This window comes from Rhodanobacter sp. C06 (genome assembly GCF_002001105.1).
Classification (GTDB): Bacteria; Pseudomonadota; Gammaproteobacteria; order Xanthomonadales; family Rhodanobacteraceae; genus Rhodanobacter_A.
The window spans coordinates 92,574-119,418 of sequence record NZ_MUNP01000028.1; the positions used below are offsets into that span (position 1 = coordinate 92,574).

General features: G+C 68.1%; 24 protein-coding genes. 17 read left to right on the forward strand and 7 right to left on the reverse strand.

Annotation, left to right across the window (positions count from 1 at the left end; translation table 11 throughout):
• Positions 1 to 94 precede the first annotated feature (94 nt).
• The 13 genes from lpxD to B0E52_RS02875 all read left to right on the forward strand — a co-directional run bounded on the left by lpxD (position 95) and on the right by B0E52_RS02875 (position 14,016).
• Positions 95 to 1,141: a UDP-3-O-(3-hydroxymyristoyl)glucosamine N-acyltransferase gene (lpxD, locus tag B0E52_RS02815; RefSeq protein WP_077481541.1), complete on the forward strand. Its 1,047-nt coding sequence runs from the start codon at positions 95 to 97 to the stop codon at positions 1,139 to 1,141.
• The gene (fabZ, locus tag B0E52_RS02820; RefSeq protein ID WP_077481543.1) at positions 1,134 to 1,607 is read left to right on the forward strand and encodes a 3-hydroxyacyl-ACP dehydratase FabZ; all 474 of its coding nucleotides are present in this window, start codon (positions 1,134 to 1,136) and stop codon (positions 1,605 to 1,607) included. Before lpxD ends, fabZ begins: the two co-directional genes overlap by 8 nt.
• On the forward strand, positions 1,604 to 2,392 hold the full coding sequence (gene lpxA, locus B0E52_RS02825; protein WP_077481545.1) for an acyl-ACP--UDP-N-acetylglucosamine O-acyltransferase: 789 nt from the start codon (positions 1,604 to 1,606) through the stop codon (positions 2,390 to 2,392). The genes fabZ and lpxA overlap by 4 nt, the downstream gene beginning before the upstream one ends.
• A gap of 64 nt (positions 2,393 to 2,456) precedes the next feature.
• A complete protein-coding gene (lpxB, locus tag B0E52_RS02830; RefSeq protein WP_077481547.1) occupies positions 2,457 to 3,692 on the forward strand; it encodes a lipid-A-disaccharide synthase in 1,236 nt (411 codons plus the stop codon).
• A gap of 226 nt (positions 3,693 to 3,918) precedes the next feature.
• Complete coding sequence (gene rnhB / locus B0E52_RS02835) at positions 3,919 to 4,545, forward strand: ribonuclease HII (RefSeq protein ID WP_077481549.1); 627 nt, start codon at positions 3,919 to 3,921, stop codon at positions 4,543 to 4,545.
• 193 nt (positions 4,546 to 4,738) lie between these two features.
• Positions 4,739 to 4,945 carry a hypothetical protein gene (locus B0E52_RS02840; protein ID WP_077481551.1) on the forward strand — a complete coding sequence of 69 codons (207 nt, stop codon included), beginning with the start codon at positions 4,739 to 4,741 and terminating at the stop codon, positions 4,943 to 4,945.
• A 67-nt stretch (positions 4,946 to 5,012) separates the two neighbouring features.
• Entirely contained in the window at positions 5,013 to 5,561 is a 549-nt protein-coding gene (locus tag B0E52_RS02845) for a TlpA disulfide reductase family protein (protein WP_077481553.1), read from the forward strand.
• 127 nt (positions 5,562 to 5,688) lie between these two features.
• Positions 5,689 to 9,321: a DNA polymerase III subunit alpha gene (dnaE, locus tag B0E52_RS02850; RefSeq protein WP_077481555.1), complete on the forward strand. Its 3,633-nt coding sequence runs from the start codon at positions 5,689 to 5,691 to the stop codon at positions 9,319 to 9,321.
• A gap of 411 nt (positions 9,322 to 9,732) precedes the next feature.
• Positions 9,733 to 10,689 carry an acetyl-CoA carboxylase carboxyltransferase subunit alpha gene (locus B0E52_RS02855; protein WP_077481557.1) on the forward strand — a complete coding sequence of 319 codons (957 nt, stop codon included), beginning with the start codon at positions 9,733 to 9,735 and terminating at the stop codon, positions 10,687 to 10,689.
• 59 nt (positions 10,690 to 10,748) lie between these two features.
• On the forward strand, positions 10,749 to 11,483 hold the full coding sequence (locus B0E52_RS02860; protein ID WP_077481559.1) for an NYN domain-containing protein: 735 nt from the start codon (positions 10,749 to 10,751) through the stop codon (positions 11,481 to 11,483).
• Positions 11,480 to 12,784: a tRNA lysidine(34) synthetase TilS gene (gene tilS / locus B0E52_RS02865; RefSeq protein ID WP_077481561.1), complete on the forward strand. Its 1,305-nt coding sequence runs from the start codon at positions 11,480 to 11,482 to the stop codon at positions 12,782 to 12,784. The genes B0E52_RS02860 and tilS overlap by 4 nt, the downstream gene beginning before the upstream one ends.
• A 94-nt stretch (positions 12,785 to 12,878) precedes the next feature.
• Positions 12,879 to 13,136, forward strand: coding sequence for an exodeoxyribonuclease VII small subunit (locus tag B0E52_RS02870; RefSeq protein WP_077481563.1), 258 nt, complete (start codon positions 12,879 to 12,881; stop codon positions 13,134 to 13,136).
• A complete protein-coding gene (locus B0E52_RS02875; RefSeq protein WP_077481565.1) occupies positions 13,120 to 14,016 on the forward strand; it encodes a farnesyl diphosphate synthase in 897 nt (298 codons plus the stop codon). Before B0E52_RS02870 ends, B0E52_RS02875 begins: the two co-directional genes overlap by 17 nt.
• A gap of 137 nt (positions 14,017 to 14,153) precedes the next feature.
• Here the strand turns inward: B0E52_RS02875 and B0E52_RS02880 are convergent, their stop codons facing one another.
• On the reverse strand, positions 14,154 to 14,528 hold the full coding sequence (locus tag B0E52_RS02880; protein WP_077481567.1) for a DUF4870 domain-containing protein: 375 nt from the start codon (positions 14,526 to 14,528) through the stop codon (positions 14,154 to 14,156).
• 87 nt (positions 14,529 to 14,615) lie between these two features.
• Positions 14,616 to 15,983, reverse strand: coding sequence for a metalloprotease PmbA (gene pmbA / locus B0E52_RS02885; protein ID WP_077481569.1), 1,368 nt, complete (start codon positions 15,981 to 15,983; stop codon positions 14,616 to 14,618).
• A gap of 107 nt (positions 15,984 to 16,090) precedes the next feature.
• Between pmbA and B0E52_RS02890 the strand changes: the two genes are divergently transcribed.
• Positions 16,091 to 16,330 carry a DUF1653 domain-containing protein gene (locus B0E52_RS02890; protein WP_077481571.1) on the forward strand — a complete coding sequence of 80 codons (240 nt, stop codon included), beginning with the start codon at positions 16,091 to 16,093 and terminating at the stop codon, positions 16,328 to 16,330.
• Positions 16,331 to 16,357: 27 nt separating this feature from the next.
• Positions 16,358 to 16,903, forward strand: a complete 546-nt coding sequence (yjgA, locus tag B0E52_RS02895) for a ribosome biogenesis factor YjgA (protein WP_077481573.1) — start codon at positions 16,358 to 16,360, stop codon at positions 16,901 to 16,903.
• Between the two features lie 61 nt (positions 16,904 to 16,964).
• Here yjgA and B0E52_RS02900 read toward each other — a convergent pair whose 3' ends face one another.
• From B0E52_RS02900 to lgt, 4 genes are all read right to left on the reverse strand, one after another.
• On the reverse strand, positions 16,965 to 17,918 hold the full coding sequence (locus tag B0E52_RS02900) for a Nudix family hydrolase (RefSeq protein ID WP_254426679.1): 954 nt from the start codon (positions 17,916 to 17,918) through the stop codon (positions 16,965 to 16,967).
• A 2-nt stretch (positions 17,919 to 17,920) separates the two neighbouring features.
• Positions 17,921 to 18,409: a dihydrofolate reductase gene (locus B0E52_RS02905; protein ID WP_077481575.1), complete on the reverse strand. Its 489-nt coding sequence runs from the start codon at positions 18,407 to 18,409 to the stop codon at positions 17,921 to 17,923.
• 255 nt (positions 18,410 to 18,664) lie between these two features.
• Positions 18,665 to 19,459, reverse strand: a complete 795-nt coding sequence (locus tag B0E52_RS02910; RefSeq protein ID WP_077481577.1) for a thymidylate synthase — start codon at positions 19,457 to 19,459, stop codon at positions 18,665 to 18,667.
• Positions 19,456 to 20,358, reverse strand: coding sequence for a prolipoprotein diacylglyceryl transferase (gene lgt, locus B0E52_RS02915; protein WP_077481579.1), 903 nt, complete (start codon positions 20,356 to 20,358; stop codon positions 19,456 to 19,458). The genes B0E52_RS02910 and lgt overlap by 4 nt, the downstream gene beginning before the upstream one ends.
• A gap of 150 nt (positions 20,359 to 20,508) precedes the next feature.
• Between lgt and B0E52_RS02920 the strand changes: the two genes are divergently transcribed.
• Complete coding sequence (locus B0E52_RS02920; protein ID WP_254426680.1) at positions 20,509 to 22,461, forward strand: S9 family peptidase; 1,953 nt, start codon at positions 20,509 to 20,511, stop codon at positions 22,459 to 22,461.
• Between the two features lie 577 nt (positions 22,462 to 23,038).
• Positions 23,039 to 26,140 (forward strand): TonB-dependent receptor, encoded by a 3,102-nt coding sequence (locus B0E52_RS02925; RefSeq protein WP_254426681.1) that lies wholly within the window; start codon positions 23,039 to 23,041, stop codon positions 26,138 to 26,140.
• A gap of 125 nt (positions 26,141 to 26,265) precedes the next feature.
• Here the strand turns inward: B0E52_RS02925 and B0E52_RS02930 are convergent, their stop codons facing one another.
• Entirely contained in the window at positions 26,266 to 26,769 is a 504-nt protein-coding gene (locus B0E52_RS02930) for a TPM domain-containing protein (RefSeq protein ID WP_077481583.1), read from the reverse strand.
• Positions 26,770 to 26,845: the final 76 nt, after the last annotated feature.

Sequence of the window (26,845 nt, forward strand, 5' to 3'; positions counted from 1 at the left end):
CGGAACCACGTCGCACCAGCGAAAAGCGCGGCTTGCCGCGCTTTTCGCTTTTTGGTCCCGGCCGATACAATCACGAGCCGCCGCGGAGACACCATTGAGCCAGCATCCCAGCCATACCCTTGCCAGCCACTCCCTTGCAGAGCTGGCCGAACGCTTCGGCCTGCGCCTGCAGGGCGACGGCAGCCGCCGCATCGAGGGCGTCGCCACGCTCGCGCATGCGCACGCTGGACAGGTCAGCTTCCTCTCCACCGGCAAGTACGCCGCGCAACTGGCCGCCACCGGCGCCGGCGCGGTGATCCTGCGCGAGGAACACCTGGCCGACTGCCCGGTCGACGCGCTGATCGCCGCCGATCCCTACGTGGCCTACGCGAAGATCGCCGCGCTGTACGAACGCCTGCCCGCCGCCGCCCCCGGCATCCATCCCAGCGCGGTGGTGGACCCCGGCGCGAAGGTCGCCCCCGGCGCCAGCATCGGCCCGTGCTGCGTGATCGAGCGCGGCACGACGGTCGAGGACGGTGCCGTGCTCGGCCCGCACTGCATCGTGGGCGAGGACTGCACGGTGGGCGCGCAGTCGCGCCTGGTGGCGCGCGTCACCCTGGTGACGCGGGTGACGCTGGGCCGGCGCGTGCTGGTGCATCCCGGCGCGGTGATCGGTTCGGACGGCTTCGGTCTCGCCTTCGAGCGCGACCACTGGCTGAAGATCCCCCAGCTCGGCGGCGTGCGCATCGGCGACGACTGCGAGATCGGTGCCAACACCACGATCGACCGCGGTGCGCTGGACGACACCGTGCTGGAGGAAGACGTCCGCCTCGACAACCAGATCCAGATCGCCCACAACGTGCACGTGGGCGCGCACACCGCGATGGCCGGCTGCGCCGCAGTGGCCGGCAGTGCCAGGATCGGCCGCTGGTGCCAGATCGGCGGCAATGCCGGCGTGCTCGGCCATCTGGAACTGGCCGACCGGGTTACCATTACCGCCAAGAGCCTGGTCACGCACTCGATACGCGAACCGGGCGAGTATTCCTCCGGCACGCCGCTGCAGGACAACCGCCAGTGGCGCAAGAGCGCCGCCCGCTTCAAGCACCTGGACGATTTCGCGCGCCGCCTCTTGGCGCTGGAAAAGGACAAGAACAATGAGTGACGCCCCCGCCCCCGTGACCCTGCCGGTGAACGTGGAACAGATCCAGCAACTGCTGCCGCACCGCTATCCGTTCCTGCTGGTCGACCGCGTGATCGAGATCGTGCCCGACCAGAGCGTCGTGGCACTGAAGAACGTCACCATCAACGAGCCGTTCTTCAACGGCCACTTCCCCGGCCACCCGGTGATGCCTGGCGTGCTGATCGTGGAGGCGATGGCGCAGACCGCCGGCTTGCTGACCCAGCTCAGCAACCGCATGAAAGGCAATACCGCCAACCCGCTGTTCTACCTGGTCAAGGTGGACAACGCGCGCTTCAGCGCGCCGGTGGTGCCGGGCGACCAGCTGCGGCTGGAAGTATCGGTGAAGCGCGTGATGCGCGGCATGGGCCTGTTCGCGGCGCGCACCCTGGTGGACGGCAAGGAAGTGGCCAGCTGCGAACTGATGTGCGCGGCGAGGTCGGAAAAATGACCCAAGCCGCCTCGACCCACCCCACTGCGCAGGTCGATCCCGCCGCGAAGATCGGCGCCAACGTCGCCATCGGCGCTTACAGCGTGATCGGCGCCGAGGTGGAGATCGGCGACGGCACGGTGATCGGCCCGCACGTGGTGATCGAGGGGCCGACCCGGATCGGCCGCGACAACCGCATCGCGCAGTTCGCCTCCATCGGCGGCGATCCGCAGGACAAGAAATTCGCCGGCGAGCGCAGCGAGCTGGTGATCGGCGACCGCAACCTGATCCGCGAGTTCGTCACCATCAACCGCGGGACCGGCGAGGGCGGCGGCATCACCCGAATCGGCGACGACAACTGGCTGCTCGCCTACGTGCACGTCGCGCACGACTGCCAGGTCGGCAACCACGTGGTGTTCTCCAACTACTCGGCGCTGGCCGGGCACGTGGAGATCGGCGACTGGGTGATCATCTCCGGCTACGCCGGCGTGCACCAGTTCTGCAAGGTCGGCGCGCACGCCTTCATCGCGATGGGCTGCTTGGTCGGCTCCGACGTGCCGCCGTTCCTGATGATGGCGAACGAGCAGCACGGCCGCCCGCGCGGCATCAATAGCGAAGGCCTGAAGCGCCGCGGCTTCGACGGCACGCGCGTCAGCGCGATCAAGCGCGCCTACCGCACCCTGTACATGGCCGGCCTGTCGCAGGCCGAGGCGCGCGAGCAACTCGTCGCGCAGGCCGAGGACAGCGCCGACGTGCGCGCGATGCTCGACTTCATCGATCGCAGTGAACGCGCACTCGCCCGCTGATATGCGCGCAGCGCATATCAGCAAATCAGGCAAGCGCGCCTGCCTTTGTTCTGACAGCTGAACCATGCCGACCGCAGAAGCCACCGGAGCCCCGCTCATCGCCCTCCTCGCCGGCGAAGACTCCGGCGACCAGCTCGGCGCGGACCTGATCGCGGCGTTGCGCAAGCGCTACCCGCACGCGCGTTTCGTCGGCATCGGCGGCAAGCGCATGCAGGCGCAGGGCTTCGAATCCTGGTACGACATCCGCGAACTGTCGCTGTTCGGCCTCGCCGAAGTGGTGTCGCACCTGCCGCGCCTGCTGGAACTGCGCAAGGCGCTGGTCGCGCGCCTGCTCGCCGCCCAGCCCGCCGTGGTGGTCGGCATCGACGCGCCGGATTTCAACCTCGGCGTGGAGCGGCGGCTCAAGCGGGCCGGCCTGCGCACCGTGCATTACGTCAGCCCCTCGGTGTGGGCCTGGCGCGAAAAGCGCGCCGCGAAGATCGGCCGTTCGGCCGACCGCGTGCTGTGCCTGTTCCCGATGGAGCCGGCGATCTACGCAAGGCACGGCATCGATGCCCGTTTCACCGGCCATCCGCTGGCCGACCGTTTTCCGCTGGTTTCCGACCGCGCCGCCGCGCGCGCAGCACTGCAGCTGCCGCAGGACGCACCCGTGCTGGCCGTGCTGCCCGGCAGCCGCGGGAACGAACTGGCGCGGCTGGGCGAACCCTTCCTCGACGCCGCACGCCGCGTGGCCGCAGCCCTGCCCGGGCTGCGCGTGGTGATCCCCGCCGCCAATCCGCGCATGCTGGAACGGCTGCGCGCCCTGATCGCCGGGACGCCGCAGGATGCCGCCGCGCTGCAGCTGCTGGACGGGCAGGCCCACGAGGCGATGCAGGCCGCCGACGTGGTGCTGCTGGCCTCCGGCACCGCCACGCTGGAGGCGATGCTGGCCAAGCGGCCGATGGTGGTGGGTTACCGCGTCGCGCCCGCCAGCTACCGCATCGCCAAGCTGCTGCGCATGCTCAAGACCGACGTCTACGCGCTGCCGAACATCCTCGCCCGCGCCTGCGGCATGGGCGAGCACGTGGTGCTGGTACCCGAACTGATGCAGGACGACTGCACCGCCGCGAAACTCGCCGACGCCGTGCTCGCGCTGTTCAACGACAGCGAACGCCGCGGCGCCATCGTGGCGGCGTTCGAGCAGTTGCACCGTGCCTTGCGCGCGGAGCTGGAGGGCGGCGCGGCGGAAGCGGCGGCCGGGGCGATTGGGGAGTTGATGCAGCGCGAATCATCTCCTGCTTCCTTGGGCGGAGAGGCGTAGCTTTTCTCCTTACTCTCCCGGAAGCAAAGAGGAGGCACATGATCTTCTCCCTCTCCCCGCCGGGGAGAGGGCTGGGGTGAGGGGACAAGCTGGCGATAGGGTTGCTTCAAGGCATGCTCCGATGCCGCCCTTCACAAACCCCGGCCCCTCACCTCAATTCTCTCCCCGGAGGGGAGAGGAGGCGAACGCGCTGTGCAGCTCCGTTCCCACCAACACCTCTGCAGCCATGAGTACCCCGACCTTGCCAAACAATGGTTTTTTAAGAGCGGGGGTGGACGAGGCCGGTCGCGGTCCCTTGGCCGGCCCGGTGGTGGTGGCTGCGGTGATCCTCGACCCCGCCCGTCCCATCGCCGGCCTGGACGACTCCAAGAAGCTCAGCGAGAAGCGGCGCGAAACGCTGTATCCGCAGATCGTCGAATGCGCGCTGGCGCACTGCGTGATCGTGGTGGAGGCGGAGGAGATCGACCGGCTCAACATCTTCCAGGCCACCATGGCCGGCATGAGCCGCGCCGTGGCCGGCCTCGTGCCGGCCGCGCGGGAGGCGCTGGTGGACGGCAACAAGCTGCCGAAGGGTCTGCCCTGCCCCGGCCGCGCCATCGTGGGCGGCGATGCGCTGGAACCCGCGATCAGCGCCGCGTCCATCCTGGCCAAGGTGAGCCGCGACCGGCTGATGGTGGCGCTGGATGACGTCCATCCCGGCTACGGCTTCGCCGTGCACAAGGGCTACCCCACGCCGGCCCACCTGGCCGCACTGCAGCGGCTCGGTCCCTGCGTGCAGCACCGGCGCAGCTTCGCGCCGGTGCGCGTGTTGCTGGATCAGGCAACGCTGTTCCGCGACGGCCCCGATTGCTGATCGCCCGCCGGTGAGATTCATCGGCATAGGCCATCGGTCTATGCAACTTTTCTCCGCGCGGGAGCATCATTCACTACAGGAAGCCCGTCCGCATGGACGCGTCCGCAGCAGCGGCGACGTCCCGCCAGAGCTGACCCGCCGATTGCTGCCAACGTTGCGCACAACGCGCATCGCCCATCGCAGGAGTCGTGCCATGATGCTCCCGTCCAACCATCCGACCGCTTCCCCCGTGCCGGCCGGCATGCCCGTACCGGTGCAGGCTGAACCCGCCACCGGCGGCGCCGATGAAAACCTGCCGCTGCATGCCGACTACAACCTCCATCCGCTGAAGGTGGACAGCCTCGGCCACTACCTGCCACCCAGCGAGGAACCGGAGGAAGAACGCTTCCATGTCCGTTGAGCGGCGATGCTTCCCCTGCCCCGCGCCGCTCGCTACGCTGGCGACGCTACCCGGGGGAAGGGATGACATGCGCCGTATCGCCGCCGTACTGCTCGGACTGATGTTCTGCGTGGCCGTCCACGCGCATGTGCAACCGGGCGACACGCCGCCGGACGCGCTGGGCACGACCCAGGACGGCCACGAGGTGACGGTTTCGTCGCTGCGCGGCAAGGTCGTGGTGGTCAGTTTCTGGGCCACCTGGTGCGGTTACTGCATGAAGGAAATGCCGGTGCTGGCGAACCTGCAGTCATTGGCGACCCGGCGTGGCCTGCCGTTGCAGGTAGTCACCGTCAACTATCGCGAGGATCGGCGCGTCTTCGTGAACACCGTGCGCGCCCTGCGCCCGCGCTTGCCCGGCCTGCTGATGACCTGGGACCGCGATGGCGCACTGGGCAGGCCCTACGGCAGCGACAAGGGCATTCCGCTGATGGTGATGCTGCGTCGCGACGGCACGGTGGCGCACGTCCACATCGGCTACGGTGAAGACATGCTCGACACCTTGGTGGGCGAGATCAACGAGTTGCTCGCCGGGACCACAGCCACATCCGCCGTCGGCCACGCCGGCGGCAGCCTGTAGCCCCCCTCGGCGACTTTCGATCACCGGAATCCAGCCGCCGCCCCGCGGCAGGCGCGTCGCGCGGAAGTCAATCTTGCCGCTGGCTCGGGTGCCGGTTAGCCTGCATGGATTCACCGCGTCGATCCGCATGCCCGCACGCTTCGTCCATACCCACCTGCACAGCGAGTATTCGCTGGTCGATTCGACCATCCGCATCAAGGCGCTGGTCGCCGCCTGCGTTCAGGCAGGCATGCCGGCAGTGGCGCTCACCGACGAATGCAACATGTTCGCGCTGGTGAAGTTCTACAAGGCCTGCAGCGCGGCGGGCATCAAGCCGATCTGCGGCAGCGACCTGTGGATAGCCGCGCCGGACGATCCGCGCCCGTGGCGACTCACCCTGCTGTGCCAGCATCGCGAGGGTTACCTCAACCTGTCGCGGCTCGTCTCGCGCGCCTGGCAGGAGGGCCAGCACGGTGGCCGCGCGCTGGTCGAGGCCGGCTGGCTCAGCGCCGCCGCGACGGATGGCCTGATCGCCCTACTCGGCCGCGAGAGCGAGGTGGCGCGCAGCGCGCTGACGCAAGGCCACGATGCCGCGCTGGCGAAGCTGCGCCCGCTGGCGAAGCTGTTCCCCGACCGCCTGTATCTCCAGCTCACACGCTGTGGCCGCGAGGGCGAGGAAACCTGGAACCAGGCTGCGCTGGCGCTGGCCGCCGAACTCGGCTTGCCGGTACTCGCCGGCAACGACGTACGCTTCCTCAAAAGCGATGACTTCGAGGCGCACGAGGCGCGCGTGTGCATCCACCAGGGCCGCGTGCTGGCCGACCCCAAGCGTCCGCGCGACTACAGCGATCAGCAGTACCTGAAATCCCCGGAGGAAATGGCCGAGCTGTTCACGGACGTCCCCGAGGCGCTGGAAAACACCGTCGAGCTGGCGAGGCGCTGCAACCTCGAACTGAAGTTCGGCGCCTACTACCTGCCCGATTTCCCCGTACCCGCGGGCTACGACCTCGACAGCTACATCCGCGAACTGGCGCGGCAAGGCCTGAAGGAACGCCTCACCGCCGCGCCGCTCGCGCCCGGCCACACGCTGGCCGACTACGAGGCGCGGCTGGAACGCGAGCTGGACGTCATCATCAAGATGGGCTTCCCCGGCTACTTCCTGATCGTGGCGGACTTCATCAACTGGGGCAAGCAGAACGGCATCCCGGTCGGCCCGGGCCGCGGTTCGGGCGCCGGCTCGCTGGTGGCGTGGGTGCTGAAGATCACCGACCTCGACCCGCTGCAGTTCAACCTGCTGTTCGAGCGCTTCCTCAATCCCGAACGCGTGTCGATGCCCGACTTCGACATCGACTTCTGCATGGACCGCCGCGACGAGGTGATCGACTACGTGGCGCGCAAGTACGGCCGCGACCACGTCAGCCAGATCATCACCTACGGCTCGATGGCGGCGAAGGCGGTGCTGCGCGATTCCGGCCGCGTGCTCGGCATGGGCTACGGCGCGGTGGACAAGATCGCCAAGCTGATCCCGCCGCGCCCGCTCGACCTCACGCTGTCCGACGCGCTGGGCCGCAGCGAGAAGTCGCAGAAGGAGAAGGACCGCGTCGTCAAGGAGTTCTGCGAGCTGTACGCGCAGGACGAGGACGAGGCGCGCCCGCTGATCGACCTCGCGCTGAAGCTGGAAAGCCTCACCCGCAACGTCGGCAAGCACGCCGGCGGCGTGGTGATCGGCCAGAAGGCGCTCACCGAATACGCGCCGCTGTATTGCGAAGCGGGCGGCGGCGGCGTGGTCACCCAGTACGACAAGGACGACGTGGAAGCCGTCGGCCTGGTGAAGTTCGACTTCCTCGGCCTGCGCACGCTCACCATCATCGACTGGGCGGTGAAGGCGATCAACGTGCGCCGCGCGCAGACGCAACCCCATCCGCCTGTAGGGCACCTTCCCCTGCCCGCAGGGGAAGGGACGTCGCAGCAGCCGGCGGCGGCCTACGATCCGCTGGGCGAAGAACCGCTGGACATCGCCAAGTTGCCGCTGGACGACGCCGCCACCTACGCCGAGGTCTTCGCCAAGGCGAAGACGGTTGCCATCTTCCAGTTCGAATCGTCGGGCATGCAGCGCATGCTGAAGGACGCGAAGCCCGACCGCTTCGACGACCTCATCGCGCTGGGTGCGCTGTACCGCCCCGGCCCGATGGACCTGATCCCCAATTTCGTGGCGCGCAAGCACGGCCGCGAGGAAGTGGTGTACCCCGACCCGCGCGTCGAGCCGATCCTGAAAGAGACCTACGGCATCATGGTCTACCAGGAGCAGGTGATGCAGATGGCGCAGATCGTCGGCGGCTACACGCTCGGCGGCGCCGACCTGCTGCGCCGCGCGATGGGCAAGAAGAAAGTCGAGGAGATGGCGAAGGAGCGCGCCAAGTTCCGCGAGGGCGCGGCGAAGGACGGCGTCGGCAGCGACAAGGCCGACGAAATCTTCGACGTGATGGAGAAATTCGCCGGCTACGGCTTCAACAAGTCGCACGCCGCCGCGTATGCACTGGTCTCCTACCAGACCGCCTGGCTGAAGGCGCATTACCCCGCCGAATTCATGGCGGCCACGATCTCGTCGGACATGGACAACACCGACAAGGCGGTGACCTTCATCGACGAGTCCAAGGCGATCGGCCTCGCCGTGCTGCCGCCGGACGTGAACGCCTCGGATTACATGTTCGTGGCGACCAAGTCCAAGGAAATCCGCTACGGCCTGGGCGCGATCAAGGGCGTGGGCCAAGGCGCCTGCGAATCCATCGTCGCGGAACGCCAGCGCGGCGGCGCGTACAAGGATCTCGCCGACTTCTGCCGGCGCGTCGATCCCACCAAGCTCAACCGGCGCGTGCTGGAGGCCCTGATCCTGTCCGGCGCGCTGGATGCGCTGGCGCCGAACCGTGCCAGCCTGACGCTGCAACTGCCCGACGCGATCAAGGCCGCCGAGCAGCACCTGCGCGACCGTCAGTCCGGCCAGAACGACATGTTCGGCGCCGCGATGGGCGCATCCGCGCCGGTAGTGCAGATCGAGTTGCCCACCGCGCCCGACTGGCCGCTCGAACAAAAGCTGCAGGGCGAGCGCGACACGCTGGGCCACTACCTCTCCGGCCATCCCGTCGATCCCTGGCGCGAGGAGCTGGCCCAGCTCGCCACCTGCCCCTTGGGCGAGATCGTCGAGCGTTATCAGCCGCCACGGCCACGCAAGAACGACGGCGACGACGGCAACCGCTTCCGCCGCGGCCCGGACACGCCGTGGACCGCGGCCGGCATGGTGGTGGCCGTGCGCAAGCGCGGCGACAGCGACGCCTTCGTGCGGCTGGAGGACGGCACCGGCGCGATCGAGGTGAGCTTCTTCGGCGAGCTGTACCAGCAGGTGGCGCCGCTGCTGGTGCGCGACGAGTTGCTGATCGTCGAAGGCGGCCTGCGCATCGACGAATTCTCCGGTGGCGGCTTCCAGATTCGCGCACGCAGCGCCACCACTCTGGCCGATGCCTGCCGGCGCCATGCGCGCCTGCTGCAGGTGAAAGTGAACGGCATCGGCCCGGGCTTCGCGGAACAACTGCGGCAGACCCTGGCCGGCTTCCGCGGCGGCCGCGCCAGCGTCAGCCTGCACGGCTACCACAACGGCACGGCGCAGGCCGACCTGGAGCTCGGCGAGGAGTGGCGGGTGGAGGCCATTCCCGACCTGCTGCGCGCGGTGCGGGCGTTGCCGGGGGTGACGGCTGCGCGATTGCGGATGGTGAAGGGCGAGAGCTGAGACGCTCGGCCCGGGTTGTTTACTCGTCATTCCTGCGAGGAGCCTTTCAACAGCCGAAGGCTGGTCAAGCAGGACAAGCGCGGAGCGCGCAGAACGCCCACAAGGCGCCCCCGAAGGGGCGAGCGCAGCGAGTCATCCAGTGTCTTTGGCTTCCGCTCGCAGACATACGCCAGAGCCAGAGCCTTTATTGATCCCGAAAGCCGCCTTCCTGGCGGTTTTCGGGTCGGTACAGCCGGCCACAGGCCGACTGCACCTCCGCTGCGCAGGCGCTGAAGCGCCTGGGCACGGGCGGCACATCCATGTGCCGCAACCTCGCTCCGCCCGGAGTGCCGGGATACCCATACGCCGCCGTTCCCGCCTTTTTCACACGCCCAGTATACTGCCGGGCTTCCGTGCCATGAACCTCGGCGAATGAATCCCAACTTCCTCGATTTCGAACAACCCATTGCCGAGCTCGAGGCGAAGATCGAGGAGTTGCGCCATACCAGCAACGGCCAGGCGCTGAACATCGACGAGGAAGTCGGCCGGCTGCGCGAGAAGCTCAAGCTCAAGACCAACGACATCTTCAAGAACCTGAGTTCCTGGCAGATCGCCCAGCTGTCGCGCCACCCGGCGCGGCCGTACACCCTCGATTACATCGGCGTGATGTGCGAGGAATTCCACGAACTGGCCGGCGACCGCATGTACGCCGACGACGGCGCGATCGTGGGCGGCCTGGGCCGCATCAACGGCCGCGCGGTGATGATCGTGGGCCACCAGAAGGCGCGCGACACCAAGGGCAAGCTCCGGCGCAACTTCGGCATGCCGCGACCCGAGGGCTACCGCAAGGCGCTGCGCCTGATGAAGATGGCCGAGCGCTTCGGCCTGCCCGTGCTCACCCTGATCGACACCATGGGCGCCTACCCCGGCATCGGCGCCGAGGAACGCGGCCAGAGCGAGGCGATCGCGCGCAACCTGCTGGAAATGGCCGACCTCAAGACGCCGATCATCTGCACCGTGATCGGCGAAGGCGGCTCCGGCGGCGCGCTGGCGATCGGCGTGGGCGACCGCACCAACATGCTGCAGTACTCGACCTATTCCGTGATCACCCCGGAAGGTTGCGCCACCATCCTGTGGCGCAGCGCCGAGCGCGCCAAGGACGCCGCCGAGGCACTGGGCCTCACCGCGCCACGCCTGCTGGAACTGGGTCTGATCGACAAGCTGATCCGCGAACCGCTGGGCGGCGCCCACCGCAACCCGCGCTCGATGGCGATCCGCCTCAAGGCCGTGCTGATGAACCAGCTCGACGAACTGCAGGCGATGCCGACGGCCGACCTGCTGGAACAGCGCTACCGCCGCCTGCGCAGCTACGGCGCGTTCCAGGAATAAACGCCGCCGCGATACGCCCGGCGCTACCATCGACGGCACACAGACTGCCGGGAACCGCCATGGCCCACGACAAGCTCGCCGTACTGATCGACGCCGACAACGCGCGCCCGGCCATCGTCGAAGGCCTGCTGGCCGAAATCGCCAAATACGGCACCGCGCACGTCAAGCGCATCTACGGCGACTGGACCAAGCCCGACCTCAACGGCTGGAAGGACGCGCTGCTGCGCCACTCGATCCAGCCGATCCAGCAGTTCCGCTACACGGTGGGCAAGAACGCCACGGACTCGGCGATGATCATCGACGCGATGGACCTGCTCTACGGCGGACGCTTCGACGGCTTCTGCATCGTCTCCAGCGACAGCGACTTCACCCGGCTCGCCTCGCGCATACGCGAGTCCGGGCTCACCGTCTATGGTTTTGGCGAACGCAAGACGCCCGAGCCGTTCCGCACCGCCTGCGACAAGTTCATCTACACCGAAGTGCTGGCAGGCACCGGCGAAAGCGAACCCGAGGCCGCGCCGAAGCCGCGCTCGGCCAAGGAGCTGCGCGGCGACGCGCGCCTGATGAACCTGCTGCGCGGCGCCATCGAGGCGGCCTCCGACGAGGCCGGCTGGGCCAGCCTCGGCGCGGTCGGCAGCATCGTCAACAAGCAGTCGCCCGACTTCGATCCGCGCAACTACGGCTATGCCAAGCTCAGCGGCCTGATCAAGGGCATCGGCCTGTTCGAGACCGAGGAGCGCCACATCGGCAACGGCAAGCACCTCTACGTGCGGCCCCGCAACAGCAAGAAGTGAAGCGCACGCTGCCCGCACACCTCGCCGCCGCGCTGGCGGAAATCCCCGACGCCGTGCTCTGCGTGGCCTACAGCGGCGGCCCGGATTCCACCGCCCTGCTGCACGCGTTGGCACAACTGCCCGCGGCGCGCGAACGCGGCTTGCGTGCCCTGCACGTCGACCACGGCCTGCAAGCGGACAGCGCGGCCTGGGCCGAGCAATGCCGCCGCTTCTGCGCCGGGCTGGAATTGCCGTGCGAAGTGGTGCGCGTGCACGTCGAATCGCAGCGCGGCGAGGGCGTGGAAGCCGCCGCCCGCCACGCCCGCTACGCAGCCTTCGCCGCGCAGTTGCGCGCCGGCGAGGCCCTGCTGCTGGCTCACCACCGCGACGACCAGGCCGAGACCGTGCTGCTGAAGCTGCTGCGCGGCGCAGGTCCGGAAGGACTGGGCGGCATGCGCGAGCGCCGGCCGCTGGGTGCGGGCACGCTGTGGCGGCCGCTGCTGCATGACATCACACGCGCACAACTGCACGACTACATCGTCGTGCACGGCCTGGCCTGCATCGACGATCCCTCGAATGCCGACACCCGGCTCGCCCGCAACCAGCTGCGCCATGAGATCCTGCCGCGCCTCGCCGCGCAATGGCCGCAGGCGACGGACTCGATCCTGCACAGCGCCGCGCTCAACCGCGCTGCCGCCGACGCGCTGCGCACGCACTGGCTGGCCGCCTTCGACGCCTTGCACGACGCCGCCAGCAGAAGCCTCGATGCCGCCGGCTGGCTGGCGCTTGCTCCCGGGCTGCGCGAGCCCCTGCTCGATCACTGGCTGCGTGCGCGCGGACTGCCCGCACCCACCACCGCGCAGCGCGCGCAGATCGAACGCCAGTGTGCCGCCCGCCCGGGCCAGTCGCCGTGCATCCGCTGGCCCGGTGCGGAACTGCACGTGTGGAAGGGGCGGCTGTGGGCACGCGCGCCGCGGCCCGCCATCGATCCTTCCTGGCGAGCGCACTGGCAGGGCGAATCGCTGGTGTTGCCCGATGGCGGCCAGCTGACATTGGACAACGAACATGCCCGCCTGCCCGCGCCGCTCACCGTGCGCCTGCGCCAGGGTGGTGAACGCATCAGGCCTGCCGGCGACGCGCATACGCGCGAGCTGCGCGACCTGTTCCAGCAGGCCGCGCTGCCGCCATGGCAACGTCTGGCCTGCCCGCTGCTGTACGAAGACGACACGCTGGTCGCGGTGGCCGACCGCTGGTGCAGCGCACGCGGGCGGCAACTGTTCGCCGCCGCCGGCAGTCGACCGCGCTGGCAGGCCGGTGCATGAGACTGCCGAAACGCCTGCAAAACCGCACTCCAGGCACCGCAACGGCAAGCTGTCGCATTGATTCCCGACCGCCGCTGCGCTAGCGTTGCCGGCCATGGCCAAGACCGTTTCCCCCGCCGCCAAGACCCCGCCCGCCGCCGACTTCGAACACTCGCTGGACGAGCTCGAACAGCTGGTGGCGAAAATGGAAGGCGGCGAGCTGAGCCTGGACGAATCGCTGGCCTCCTTCGAGCGCGGCATCGGCCTGTACCGCCACTGCCAGCAGGCGCTGGAACAGGCCGAACTGCGCGTGCGCCTGCTGCTCGACCCCGAAGCCCCCGACAGCGCCGAACCGTTTGAACCCGAACACTGAGCTGGGGCCCGCACTGCAAGCGTTGATCCAGCGCGCCGAACAGGCGCTGGACGCCTGCCTGCCCAATGCCGAGCAAGCTCCCGTCGAACTGCACCGCGCGATGCGCTATGCCGTGCTGGGCGGCGGCAAGCGCCTGCGCCCGCTGCAGGTCTATGCCACTGCCCATGCACTGGGCCATGACGAGGCCGCGCTCGACGCCGCCGCCTGCGCGGTGGAACTGATCCACGCCTATTCGCTGGTGCACGACGACCTGCCGGCGATGGACGACGACGCGCTGCGCCGCGGCCGCCCCACCTGCCACATCGTGTTCGGCGAGGCGATGGCAATCCTCGCGGGCGATGCCTTGCAGGCGCTGGCCTTCGAAATCCTTGCCGCACCTGGCGCGGCACCGGACCCGGCCACCGGCATGCGCATGCTGCACGCGCTGGGCCGCGCCTGCGGCGCCGAAGGCATGGCCGGCGGCCAGGCGCTGGACCTCGCCGCGGTGGGCCGCAAGCTCACCCTGGCCGAACTCGAACACATGCACGCCTGCAAGACCGGCGCACTGATCCGCGCCTCGGTGCAGTTGGGCGCGCTCGCCGCCGGCGCCGACGAAACCACGCTCGCCGCGCTGGATCGCTATGCCGCCGCGGTGGGCCTGGCCTTCCAGGTGCGCGACGACATCCTCGATGTTGAAGGCGAGTCCGCGGTGATCGGCAAGACCGCTGGCAAGGATGCCGCCGCCGACAAGCCCACCTTCCCCTCGATCCTCGGCCTCGACGCCTCGCGCGCGCGGCTGGGCGAACTCACCGCCACCGCACTCGATGCGATCGCCCCGCTGGGACCGCGCGGCGAGCTGCTGGCCGAACTGGCCCGTTACGCGGCGCAACGCCACCGCTGAACAAATCCTCGGAGCCGGCTTTGACATCGCGTCGGCGATGGCGCGACTGGCGACTGGCGACTGGCGACTGGCGAGGACGATGTCGCGAGAGGAAAAAGCCCGCACCGCGGGCTCTTCGTATCGGCGGAACCCGTGATTCAGCTCACCAGGCGCAACGCGAATGGGTAACGATAGCTGCCGTCCGAGCTGACCTTGACCGCGGCGACGATGCACAGGATCAGGTTCGCCAGCCACAGCAGCCAGGCCAGCAGCGCGCCGATCAGGATCACGGCAAGCACGCCGCAGATCACGTAGCCGATCAGCACGCTGATCTGGAAGTTCAGCGCCTCCTTCGCCTCTTTCACGAGATACGCCTTGTCGGCGCGGTCCTTGTGCATCAGCCACACGATCAGCGGCACGATCACGCTGAGGACGAAGCCCGACAGGTGGGTGAGCATGGCCAGGTTGCGATCGTCGCTGCTCGCCTCGGTGGTGGTGGGCGGTGGCGGCATCTGGTCCGACGGTGTACTCATGAGCAATCCTCCCCGGTGAGTGGACCGCGCGCCGCAGGCAGCCGGCTGTGCGGACTGGTCAAACGCCCGCACAGCATGCCGCAGGAATCACCCGCCCGCCACTGTCATCCGGCCCAGCAGAATGGAGCCGCAAAGGATGTGCGAGCGCGGGTCGACATCTGCGCCCGTCGCCACGATGCCCGCGTACATGTCGCGCAGGTTCGCGGCAATGGTGATCTCCTCGACCGGGTACGCGATCACGCCGTGCTCCACCCAGAAACCGGCCGCGCCGCGCGAGTAATCGCCGGTGATGGTGTTCACGCCCTGCCCCATCACCTCGGTGACCAGCAGGCCCGTGCCCAACCGGCGCAGCATGCCGGCGAAATCGCTGGCTTCGCCGTCGGCCGCGCCGGACGCCACGCGCAGGTTGTGGATGCCGCCGGCATTGCCGGTCGAGACCAGGCCCAGCTTGCGCGCCGAATAGCTGCCCAGCACATAGCGCGCGAGCACGCCGCCTTGCACCAGCGCGCTGTCGACGGTGGCCACGCCTTCCCCGTCGAAGTTGCCGGAGCCGTGGCCGCGCCGGAGATGCGGTTGTTCATCGACATGCAGCCACGCCGGCATGATCGCCTTGCCCGCGTGGTCGAGCAGGAAACTGGCACGGCGATACAGCGCGCCCCCGCTCACCGCGCCCACCATATGGCCGACCAGGCCGCGCGCGATCTCCGGCGCGAACAGCACCGGGCATTCGCGGGTGGACAGGCTGCGCGCGTCCAGCCGTGCCAGCGTGCGTTCGGCGGCCTTGTCGCCCAGTGCCTCGGCGCTGATGAAATCGCCGGCGCTGCGCACGCTGTCGTACCAGTAGTCGCGCTGCATGCGCTCGCCTTCACCCGCGATCAGCGACAGCGACAGCGAATGCCGGGTGCCGCGCTCGCGGCCGACGAAACCGTGCGAGTTCGCGTACACCGCCAGGCTCTCGCCCGCCTGCACGCCGGCGCCGTCGGAATTCGTGATGCCCGCGTGGGCGCGACCGGCATCCTCGATGCGCTGGCCCAGCGTGATGGCGTCCGTGGTATCGACGGCCCAGGGATGCCACAGGTCGAGGTCGGGGAAATCCGTCGCCATGCGCGCGGCGTCGGCCAGGCCCGCGGCGGGATCCTCCTCGGTGAACTTCGCGATGGCGCAGGCCTGGTCCAGCGTGGCCTGGATCGAATCGGGGTTGAGGTCGGCGGTGCTGGCCGAGCCCTTGCGCTGACCGAAGTACACGGTGAGGCCGAAACCGCGGTCGCGGGTGTGCTCCACCGTCTCCACCTCGCCCAGGCGCACGTTCACGCTGAGTCCGGTGTCGATGCTGGCGGCCACCTCGGCGGCGCTGGCACCGGCCGCGCGGGCGCGACGGATCACGTCCTCGGCGAGCTGGGCCAGGCGATCGAGGTCCTGTTGGCTGCGGTCGGTGCTGAGGGCGGTTTCGCTCACGAATGAAGTCTCTGGAAGATCAAACGGGTAGAATGCACGATCCGCGCCGTGCCGTCTGCCCAGATGGGGGCGCCGCGGCCAACTGCAACGCATCGCGGAGTACGCGCATGGCGACCGTCCCCGGTGTCTACCGCCACTACAAGGGCCAGCGCTACCGCGTGCTGGGCACCGCCCGCCACAGCGAAACGCTGGAAGAGCTGGTGGTGTACCAAGCGTTGTATGGCGAACACGGCCTGTGGGTGCGCCCGGCGGCGATGTTCGCCGAAACCATCGAACTGGATGGCGAACCGATCGCGCGCTTTGCGCTCGAACAAGCCGAACCCGCCGACGGCGACACGCCCGCCTGACGCCACCCTTCTTCCGGAACCGAAACCGTGAGCCCGAGCCGCAGCCGCAACCAGACCGAACTCGACGACGCCGACTACGGCCCCAGCCGTACCCAGCAGCGCCGCGACGCGCTGGCCGTGCTCGCGCTCGCCAGCCAGTTGGTGGAACTGCCGCCGAGCCGGCTGGCCAAGCTCGAACTGCCCGACGACGTGCGTCGCGAGGTCGAGGCCACCCGCAAGGTCACCGCACACATCGCACACAAGCGCCAGCTCGCCTTCCTCGCCAAGGTGATGCGCCGCCACGACGACGAGGCCTTCGCCGCGGTGCGCGCGGCGCTGGGCGAGAACCGCGAGAAGCAGCGCCAGGAAACCGCCGCGATGCACCGGCTGGAGGCACTGCGCGAACGGCTGCTGGGCGAGGACGGCGACGACGCGGTGTCTGCGCTGATCGAGCAGCATCCCGGCGTCGACCGCCAGCACCTGCGCGCGCTGATCCGCCAGGCGCGCGTGGAGCAGGTCACGCCGAACAAGCCGCCGCGGGCGTTCCGCGAGCTGTTCCAGTTGCTGAAATCGCTGTCGGAAAGCGACGCGTAGGAGCGGCTTCAGCCGCGACCACCGCACCGCGCGGATCAAACGACCGCGGCTGAAGCCGCTCCTACGACGCGGGCCAGAAGCCGCGGATTCCCGCCACGCCCTGCGCGCCCATCGCGTGCGCCTGCGCCAGCTGCGCCGGCGTCATGCCGCCCAGCGCGTAGACCGGCATCGCGGCGGCCTCGGCCATTGCCCGGAACCGCGCCCAGCCCAGCGGCTGCACCTGCGGGTGGCTGGCGGTGGCCGCCACCGGCGACAGCGTGGCGAAATCCGCTTCCAGGTGCAGCGCCTGCGCGAGTTGTGCAGCATCGTGGCAACTCGCGCCGATGACTTGCTGCAGCGGCAGCGGGCGCGCGGCGAGCGTGGCCAGTTGTGCGCCGGTCAGGTGCACGCCGATACCCAGCGCCTGCGCGCCCTCGATATCCGCATTGAGCAGCAGTTGCGCACCGTGTTCGTGCGCCAACGGCAGCAGCGCGGCGGCCAACTCGCGCACCGCCGCGCGCGGCCACAGCGGCAGGCGCAATTGCACCAACTGCTCGCCCGCCTCGATAGCGCGCACGATCCGCTCGAACCACTGTTCACGTTCGGCCGGCGACGCCTCGGCGGAGGTGATGAGGTAATGCGGCGGCAGTCGCAATGCCTGCAGGATCGCGCGGTCGGCCGGTGCCAGCGTGGCCAGGTCCACCTGCATCGGCAAGCACCATTGCAGGCCCTGCCCCTCCAGCGAACGCGGCTCGCCTTGCCAGCCCGTCACGCGCCAGGCATCCAGCAACAGCGCGCGCTCGTGATAGCGCCAGGGCACGCGGATCAGCGGCGCGGCTTCGACCAGGGCGATGCCCAGTTCCTCGTCCAGCTCGCGCGCCAGCGCATCCAGCGGCGCCTCGCCGGGTTCGCGCTTGCCACCGGGGAATTCCCACAGGCCCGCCAGATGCTTGCCGGCGGGACGCTCGGCCAGCAGCACGCGACCCTCACGGTCGCATAGCGCGCCGGCCAGCACATGCAGCGGCGCGCCGCTCACACTCAGCTGCCGCGGACGTACTCGACCATGTCGAAATCGTAGGCGTGCTCGGCATCCCTCTTGTGGTGCACGCGCGAGACCTCGGTCCAGTCGCTGAAGTGCACGCCGGGGAAGAAGGTATCCGCACCATCGACCGCCGCGCTGACCCAGGTCAGATACAGCCGGCGCGCAATCGGCAGCGCCTCGCGGAACACCTGACCGCCGCCGATCACCATCAGGCCGGTGTGGTCGCAGCGCGCCTGCGCCTCGTCGATCGAGCGCACGGTGATCTGGCCGGGGAATGGTGCCTCGTGCCGGCGCGACATCACCAGGTTCGTGCGATCCGGCAACGCGCGGCCGATCGACACGGCGGTGTTGTAGCCCATCAGCACGTACTTGCCCACGGTGAGCTGCTTGAACCAGCGCAAGTCATCCGGCAGGTGCCAGGGCAGGTGTCCCTTGCGGCCGATGGCGAAGTTCTCGTCGAGCGCGGCGATCAGCGAAATGGCCATCTGGGTTCCTTGCAAAATTCGGAAGTCGAAGGGATGACGTCGAGGGTCTTGCCACACGCCGATTGTAGCGATTGGAGACGATGACGGGAGCGTGTGAACAACCTTTGCCTATGTCTGGAAAGGTCTGTCCTGCCCTTTCCAGGCTCGCCAAGCCCGGCATCGCCGGGCCTGGCTCCGTCACACGACCGCCCTGCGATCGCGTGACGCGCGATCCGTCCGTGGATCGCGGTATAGCGGGCCGTCTTCGACAGCCCGCTATACCGCCACCGGCGCCTTGATCGCCGGATGCGGCGCATAGCCCTCGATGGCAATGTCCTCGTAGCGGAAATCTTCCAGCGCCCGCACGTCCGGATTCAGCGCCAGCTTCGGCAGCGGGCGCGGCTCGCGCAACAGCTGCAGCCGCGCCTGCTCCACATGGTTGTTGTACAGGTGCGCGTCGCCCAGCGTGTGCACGAAGTCGCCCACGCCCAGCCCGCAGACCTGGGCCACCATGTGGGTGAGCAGCGCGTAGCTGGCGATGTTGAACGGCACGCCGAGGAAGATGTCGCCGGAGCGCTGGTAGAGCTGGCAGCTCAATTTCCCGTCCGCCACGTAGAACTGGAACAGCGTGTGGCAAGGCATCAGCGCCATCTTCGGCAGCTCGCCCACGTTCCAGGCGCTGACGATCAGGCGGCGCGAATCGGGGTTGCGACGTATCTCCTCCACCACCCAGCGGACCTGGTCCACCGCGCCACCGTCGGCGGTAGGCCACGCGCGCCACTGCTTGCCGTAGACCGGACCGAGGTTGCCGTGTGCATCGGCCCATTCGTCCCAGATGCTGACGCCATGTTCCTTGAGGTAGGCGATGTTGGTGTCGCCCCGCAGGAACCAGATCAGCTCGTGGACGATGGACTTGGTGTGCAGCTTCTTGGTGGTGACCAGCGGGAAGCCATCGGCAAGGTCGAAGCGCATCTGCCAGCCGAACACGCTCTTCGTGCCGGTGCCGGTGCGGTCGGCCTTCTCCGTGCCGTGCTCCAGCACGTGGCGCAGCAGGTCGAGATAAGCCTTCATTTCCCGTCCTTCACCGGCATCGCCACTTCGTACAGGCGCAAGGTGGGCGCATGGCGCGACAGCCACAGCAGCCACAGTCCCACGGCGATCAGCGGCAGCGAGAGGATCTGCCCCATCGTCACCCAGCCGAACGCGAGGTAGCCGAGCTGGATGTCCGGCAGACGCACGAACTCCACCGCGAAGCGGAAGGCGCCGTACATCAGCGCGAACAGGCCGGAGATCAGGTAGCGCGGCCGCGGCTTCATCGACACCAGCCACAGCACGGCGAACATCACCACGCCTTCCAGCGCCATCTCGTACAGCTGCGAAGGCTGGCGCACCAGGCCGCCGAGCTGTGCCAGCTGCGCCTGCCAGGCCGGATGCGCCGCCGCATAGATCACATCTTCGCCGTGCGAGTGCGGGAAGACCATGCCCCACGGCAGCTGCGTGGGCTTGCCCCACAGCTCGCCGTTGATGAAGTTGCCCAGCCGCCCGAGGCCCAGGCCGATCGGCACCAGCGGCGCCACGAAATCCACCGTGTCGAAGAAATGCAGCTGCTGCTTGCGCGACCACCACAGCCCCGCCACCAGCACGCCGAGCAGGCCGCCGTGGAAGCTCATGCCGCCGTCCCACACCTTGAACAGCGCCAGCGGATCGGTCCAGATCCAGCGCAGGCCGCCCGCGTAATAGAACAGCATGTAGCCGATCCGCCCACCCGCGATCACACCCATCATGCCGTAGAAGAACAGGTCGCCCAGCGCGTCGCGCGTCACCGGCAGGCGGCCCTTGCGCCGCCGGTACTCGCCCAGCGCAGCGGCGCTGAAGAAGCCCGCCAGGTACATCAACCCGTACCAGTGCACCTGCACCGGGCCGAGATGGAAGGCGATCGGATTGATATCGACGACGAGGGGCTGCGTCATGCGGTCGGGGATCAGGCAGGCAAGGCACTCAGTGTACCGGGACAAGGCGCGGCACGGCGGCTACACTGCCGCGAATCCGGTCAGCCAAGGTGCAGGGGAGCATCCGCCACGACCGGATCACGCCAACAGGGGAGAGCAAGGATGATGTCTTTGCGCAAGTTGTGTGCCGCGCTGGTCGCGGCGTGCCTGGGGTTGCCTGCCGTCACGGCGGCAGCCGACCTGATTCCGGTGGAAAGTTTCGCCCGCCACGCCAGCATGTCGATGCCACGGCTGTCGCCCGACGGCCAGCACATCGCGGTGCGCATGGACGACGGCGGCAACCACGCGCTGGTGATCTACGACGTCGCCGACATGAGCAAGCCGGTCAGCATGTTGCGCATGCCGAAGTTCGAAATGCCGGTTGACGTGCAATGGGTCAGCCCGACCCGGCTGGTCGTGGAGAAGGGCAAGATGCTCGGCTCCATCGATCGGCCCGTGGGCACCGGCGAGATCCTCGCCACCAACGTGGACGGCACCCACCAGGACTACCTGTTCGGCTACCAGTCCGGTTACGGCACGCGCGGCGACACCCGCCAGGCCGATGACGGCTGGGGCTCGATCGACGGGCTGCCGGCGAAGGCCAACGGCCATTTCTATCTCGGTGCCCAGCTCTGGAACGACGAGAACCACAGCCGGCTGTTCGACGTGGACGCCATGAGGAACGTGCGCCACCTGATCGGCGACATCGGCGTGGGCGGACTCAGCTTCATGGTCGGCCCCGAGGGCAAGGTGGAGTTCGCCTACGGCACGAACACCGATTTCGAGTACGTGGCCTACCAGCGCCTCGGCGACCGCTGGGCGCAACTGGGCAAGGCGCAAACCGGCAAGCTCTTCGCCCCGTTCGCCACGGCGCCGGACGGCCAGCATATCTACGCCAAGTACAGCGCCACCGGCGGCCCCACCGAGCTGGTCGAGCAGCGCCTGGATGGCGCCGACCGCAAGCTGCTGGCGAAGGACGACTTCGGCAGCGTCGGCAATGCGCAGTGGACCGCTCCGCCGCTGCAGCCGTTCGCGGTCATCACCACGACCGGCACGCCACGCCCGATCTACGTCGATCCGTCCCTGCCGGCGGCAAAGCTGTACATGGCGATCAGCCAGAAATTCCCCGGCGAGTTCGTCGACTTCATCAACTTCAGCGAGGACGGTCGCGAGTTGCTGTTCTCCGTGAGCAGCGACCGCGATCCGGGTACGTATTACCTGATCGACACCGAGCACTACAAGGTGATCCCGCTGTTTACTGCGGCGCCGTGGATCGACCCGGCAAAGATGGCCGAGCGCGTACCGATGCGCTTCAAGGCCAGCGACGGCATGGAGCTGGAAGCCATCCTCACCGTGCCGAACGGCGTGCCGATGGAGAAGCTGCCGATGGTGTTGCTGCCGCACGGCGGCCCGCACGGCGTCAGCGACGACTGGTTCTTCGACTGGGATGCGCAATTCCTCGCCAACCGCGGCTACCTGGTGCTGCAGGTGAACTACCGCGGTTCCGGCGGCCGCGGCGTGAACTTCGAGCAGGACGGCTACCTCAAGTGGGGCACGCGCATCCAGCAGGACCTGATCGACGGCGTGAAGTGGGCCGAGCAGCAGCAGTACGCCGATCCCGACCGGGTCTGCGTGTACGGCGGCAGCTTCGGCGGCTACTCGGCGCTGATGTCGGTGATCCGCGCGCCGAAACTGTTCAAGTGCGCGATCGGCTATGCCGGCATCTACGACCTGGCGATGATGTACAAGAAGGGCGACATCCGCACGCGCGCCTCCGGCCGGAACTACCTCACCAACGTGATCGGCAAGGACGACGCTGCGCTGGCCGCCAACTCGCCCGACCATCTCGCGGCGCAGATCGACGTGCCGGTACTGCTGATCCACGGCGAGGCCGACCAACGCGCGCCGTTCGCCCAGGCCAAGGCGATGCGCGCCGCGCTGGATGCCGCGCACAAGCCCTACGAATGGATGGCCAAACCCAACGAGGGCCACGGCTTCTACACCGAGGCCAACAACGTGGAACGCCTGAACCGCATGCAGGATTTCCTGGCCAAGTACATCGGCAAGGGCGCCACCCCGCCCTGATCACGAACGCGATCTGATACGCGACAGGAAGGCGCTTCGGCGCCTTCCTCGTTTTGCGCGGCCGCATGGCGCCGGGCCGCGCCGCCGGGCGGCCGTCCGGCACCGCCAGCCCGGGCCGAGGAGCGCCCCGGACCGCTACTCCTGCCTGTCGTACAACCAGAAGTTCCGAGTTCTCCGGAACCAGGACCTTTTGAAGCGGGCTCGCAAGGCCCGTTTTGGGCTGTCGCGCTGCCCGAGCGACACGGCGCATGCAAAACCGCCACTCCCCGATCCCAAGCCCTCCGCCAAGCATCTACCGAAAGAACGTGCGTACGCGTATCGCAAGATATTGTTGAATGTTCGTTACGGGCACGTTATGTTCCGAAGGAGGCGCAAGAACGTACGTGTCCAATCTACGGTTTTCGCCGATGCCTTGCCGGCCTGCACTTGCAGTCGGTGAGGGGCAGGGCAGCGCCATGCGGAAGCAAGCGCATGAAGCTGCGTCGTTTTTCAGCATTGGGGAGTTTTCCGGTCCGACCGGAACCACTTGGGGAGTAGGTACTTCATGAGTAATCGCACGACTTTTTCGACGCACTCGTTGCGTCGCACGACTCTGGCGCTGAGCCTGGGTCTCGGCTTGGGCCTGGTCGGTACCGGCGCGCTCGCGCAGCAGGCTTCCGGCTCGATCTTCGGCCAAGTCACCGGCCAGCACGGCAGCACGGTGACCATCCGCAACGTGAACACCGGTTTCGAGCGCTCGATCCCGGTCGACAGCGCCGGCCGCTACCGCATCACCTCGCTGCCGATCGGCACCTACACCGTGACGCTGCAGGACAATGGCCAAGCCGTCAGCACCCGCGAAAACGTGCTGGTGAACATCGCCGGCGGCGTGGAAGTGTCGTTCGGTTCGGCCGCAGGCGCCAAGAATCTGGAAGGCGTGTCGGTGGTGGCCTCGGCGTTGCCTTCGATCGACGTCTCGTCGGTGGATACCAAGACGGTGTTCACCGCCAACGAACTCGCGAAGCTGCCAATGGGCCGCGACCTGTCCTCCGTGGCGCTGCTCGCGCCCAGCGTGATCAACAACTCGTCCTACACTGCCGCGCCCAGTTTCGGCGGTTCGGCGGCGTCCGAAAACGCGTACTACATCAACGGCTACGCGGTGACCAACCCGCTCACCGCGCTGGGCTTCAGCACGCTGCCGTTCGACGCGATTGATCAGGAGCAGGTGCTCACCGGTGGCTACGGCGCCGAGTTTGGCCGCTCCACCGGCGGCGTGATCAACATCATCACCAAGCGCGGCACCAACGAGTGGAAGGCCGGCGTGTTCACCTACTGGTCGCCCGAGCGCCTGCGCGCCAACCCGATCAACCAGCGCTACCCGAACACCGGCGCCTACCCGGCCACCGACGGTACGCTGTACGCCTACCGCAACAAGAACCAGTATTCGCTGGTCGACTACGGCGCCTACATCAGCGGCCCGCTGATCAAGGACCGCCTGTTCGTCTACGCCACCGGCGAGATCAACAAGCGGAACGGCACCAGCGTCAGCAACGCGATCAGCACGCCGACCATCGCCAACGGCTGGAACGAGTACAGCTACAAGATGCCGCGCTGGAACGCAAAGATCGACTGGAATATCAACGACAGCAACATCCTCGAGCTGACCGGCGTCTCCGACAAGACCCAGTACTTCAGCGACCTGTCGCGCTTCAACTACAACGGTTACACGCATGACAACGTGCAGGCCGGCGGCCTGTACACCAAGGACGGCGGCGAGCTGTATATCGGCAAGTACACCGGCTACATCACCGACAGCCTGACGGTGAGTGCGCTGTACGGCGAACAGACGATCCAGCACGTTAACACGCCGTGGCAGTACGACCCGACCTGCCCGCGCATTTCGGGCAACACGACCGCCATCAACCAGATGCCGGGCATCACCTACTACCCGGCCTGCCAGTTCGCCACCACCGTGCTGCCGCTCGGCGCCAAGGACGAAACCCATGGCTGGCGCCTGGACGTGGAATACCGCATCTCCGACCACTCCCTGCACGTGGGTGCCGACTACCAGCAGGCGCACTCGATCACCGGCGACGAGTACGCCGGCGGCTACGTCTGGGTGTTCCAGCAGACCGCCAACAAGAACAACCCGATCAACGCCGGCCTCGGCGTGGGTGCGCCGGCGACGGGCGGCAACTCGGGCCTGGGCGTACCCGGCCCGACCCCGAACAAGGGTTACTTCGCCCGCCGGCAGTACTACACCCACTTCGCCGACGTGAAGGTGGACCAGTCCTCGCAGTTCATCGAGGACCGCTGGCAGCTCAACGACAACATGCTGGCCGTGATCGGCCTGCGCAACGAGCAGTTCACCAACTACACCGGTGACGGCGTCCCGTTCGTCTCGCAGCGCAACCAGCTCGCCCCGCGCCTGGGCTTCTCGTGGGACGTGTTCGGCGACTCCTCGCTGAAGGTGTTCGCCAACGCCGGCCGCTACCACCTCGCGCCGCCGAACAACGTGGCCGTGCGTGGTGCGGCCGCCTCGCTGTACACGCAGGAATACTTCACCTACACCGGCACCGATCCGCGTACCGGTGCGCCGACGGGCCTGACGCCAATCGCCGTCGACAAGTCGAAGGGCCACGTTTGCCCGGGCCCGGGCAACGCGGTGTCCTCCAACCTCGAGTGCGGCACGGCGCCCGATCCGCGCACGGTGGCGGCGAAGGGGATGAAGTCGCACTTCCAGGACGAGTACATCCTGGGCATGGAGCAGCAGCTCACCCCAGCCCTCAACTGGGGCGCCAAGCTGACCTACCGCAACCTGCGCAGCGCGATCGACGACACCTGCACCCAGGCTCTGGGCGGCGCGTGCTTCCTGTTCAATCCGGGCGTGGCCAACACGTTCCTGGAAGAGCAGGCCGACGGCAGCTTCAAGTCCGTGACCTACAGCAACGCCCAGCTCGGCATGCCCAAGCTGAAGCGTCAGTACTACGCATTGGACCTGTTTACTACGTACAAGAACGACAACTGGTACGGCAAGCTGATGTACACGTTCTCGCGCAGCTACGGCGACACCGAGGGCCAGCTGGCTTCGGATCTGGACACCGGCAGCGGTGGCCAGAACGACGTCTCGCAGACCCAGGATTGGGACTTGCCGCAGTTGATGGTGGGTTCGAACGGCCGCCTGCCGAACGACCGCACACACCAGATCAAGGCGTTCGGCTACTACCAGATCACCCCGGAATGGCGCGTGGGCGCCAGTGCTTACATCACTTCCGGTCGCCCGAAGACCTGCACCAGCTTCTATCCGACGCCGGACGCGGGCTTGTACACCGGTGCGTACTACCACTACTGCGGGACGCCGGGCACGATCACGCTTTCGCCGACCCTGCCCAACGGCCAACCCAACCTTGCCTATCAGCCACCGTCGCCGGACTACGGCCTCTCGCCGCGCGGCTCCAAGGGCAGCACGCCGTGGGTGTACACGGTCAACCTCAACGTGGCCTATACCCCGGAGTGGGCGAACAAGCAGTTGACCCTGCAGGCGGACGTGCTGAACGTGTTCAACCAGCAGGTACCGCAGGCGTACAACCCGCAGTACGCGACAGACACCGTCACCCGCAGCCAGTTCTACGGCCAGGAACTGGGCTTCACCGCACCGCGTTCGGTGCGCCTGTCGGCACGCTACGACTTCTCGCTGTAAGGGAAGCCGCGCAGCTTCCGGCGATGCCTGCATCGCCGGAAGTCACCAACAAAAAAACCGCCGGCTTGCCGGCGGTTTTTTTGTCGGTACCTGCCGCCGGTGTCGGACCGGCGATCCACTGTCCGTTACAGCAACACCGGCCGATCCGGCAACTCGTCGGGACGCGCCGTGCCGTCACTGGGGAAATGCCGCTGCAGCAGCGCATGCACGTCGGCGATGCCCTGCAAACTCCCCTCGCGCCACTGGCCGCGCGCGTAGGCGTCGCGCATGTGGGTGCAGACCTCCGCCCATTCGTCGGGCGCCACGTAGCGGGCGATGCCGCGGTCGGCGACGACTTCGATGCGGTGTTCGGCCAGCAGCACGTAGAGCAGTACGCCGTTGCTGTGTTCGGTATCCCAGATGCCGAGCTGGCCGAACAACTGGCGGGCGCGTCTGGGCGCGTCGAGTCCGGCAAGCACCGCCAGCGGCGACAGCCGCGATTCCACGGCGAGGCGCACTTCGCCCCGATGGGTACGTTCGCCCTCGGCCACCGCCGCGGCGATCTCGTCCAGCAGGCTGGCGGGAAAGCGGCGATGCAGCTGGAACCAGCCTTCGCCGAGGTTCATCAGCAGGCGTTGCAGGCGCGCCATCTCACCAACTCCCCGAGGCGCCGCCGCCGTTGAAACTGCCGCCGCCTCCGCTGAACCCGCCACCACCGCCGAAGCC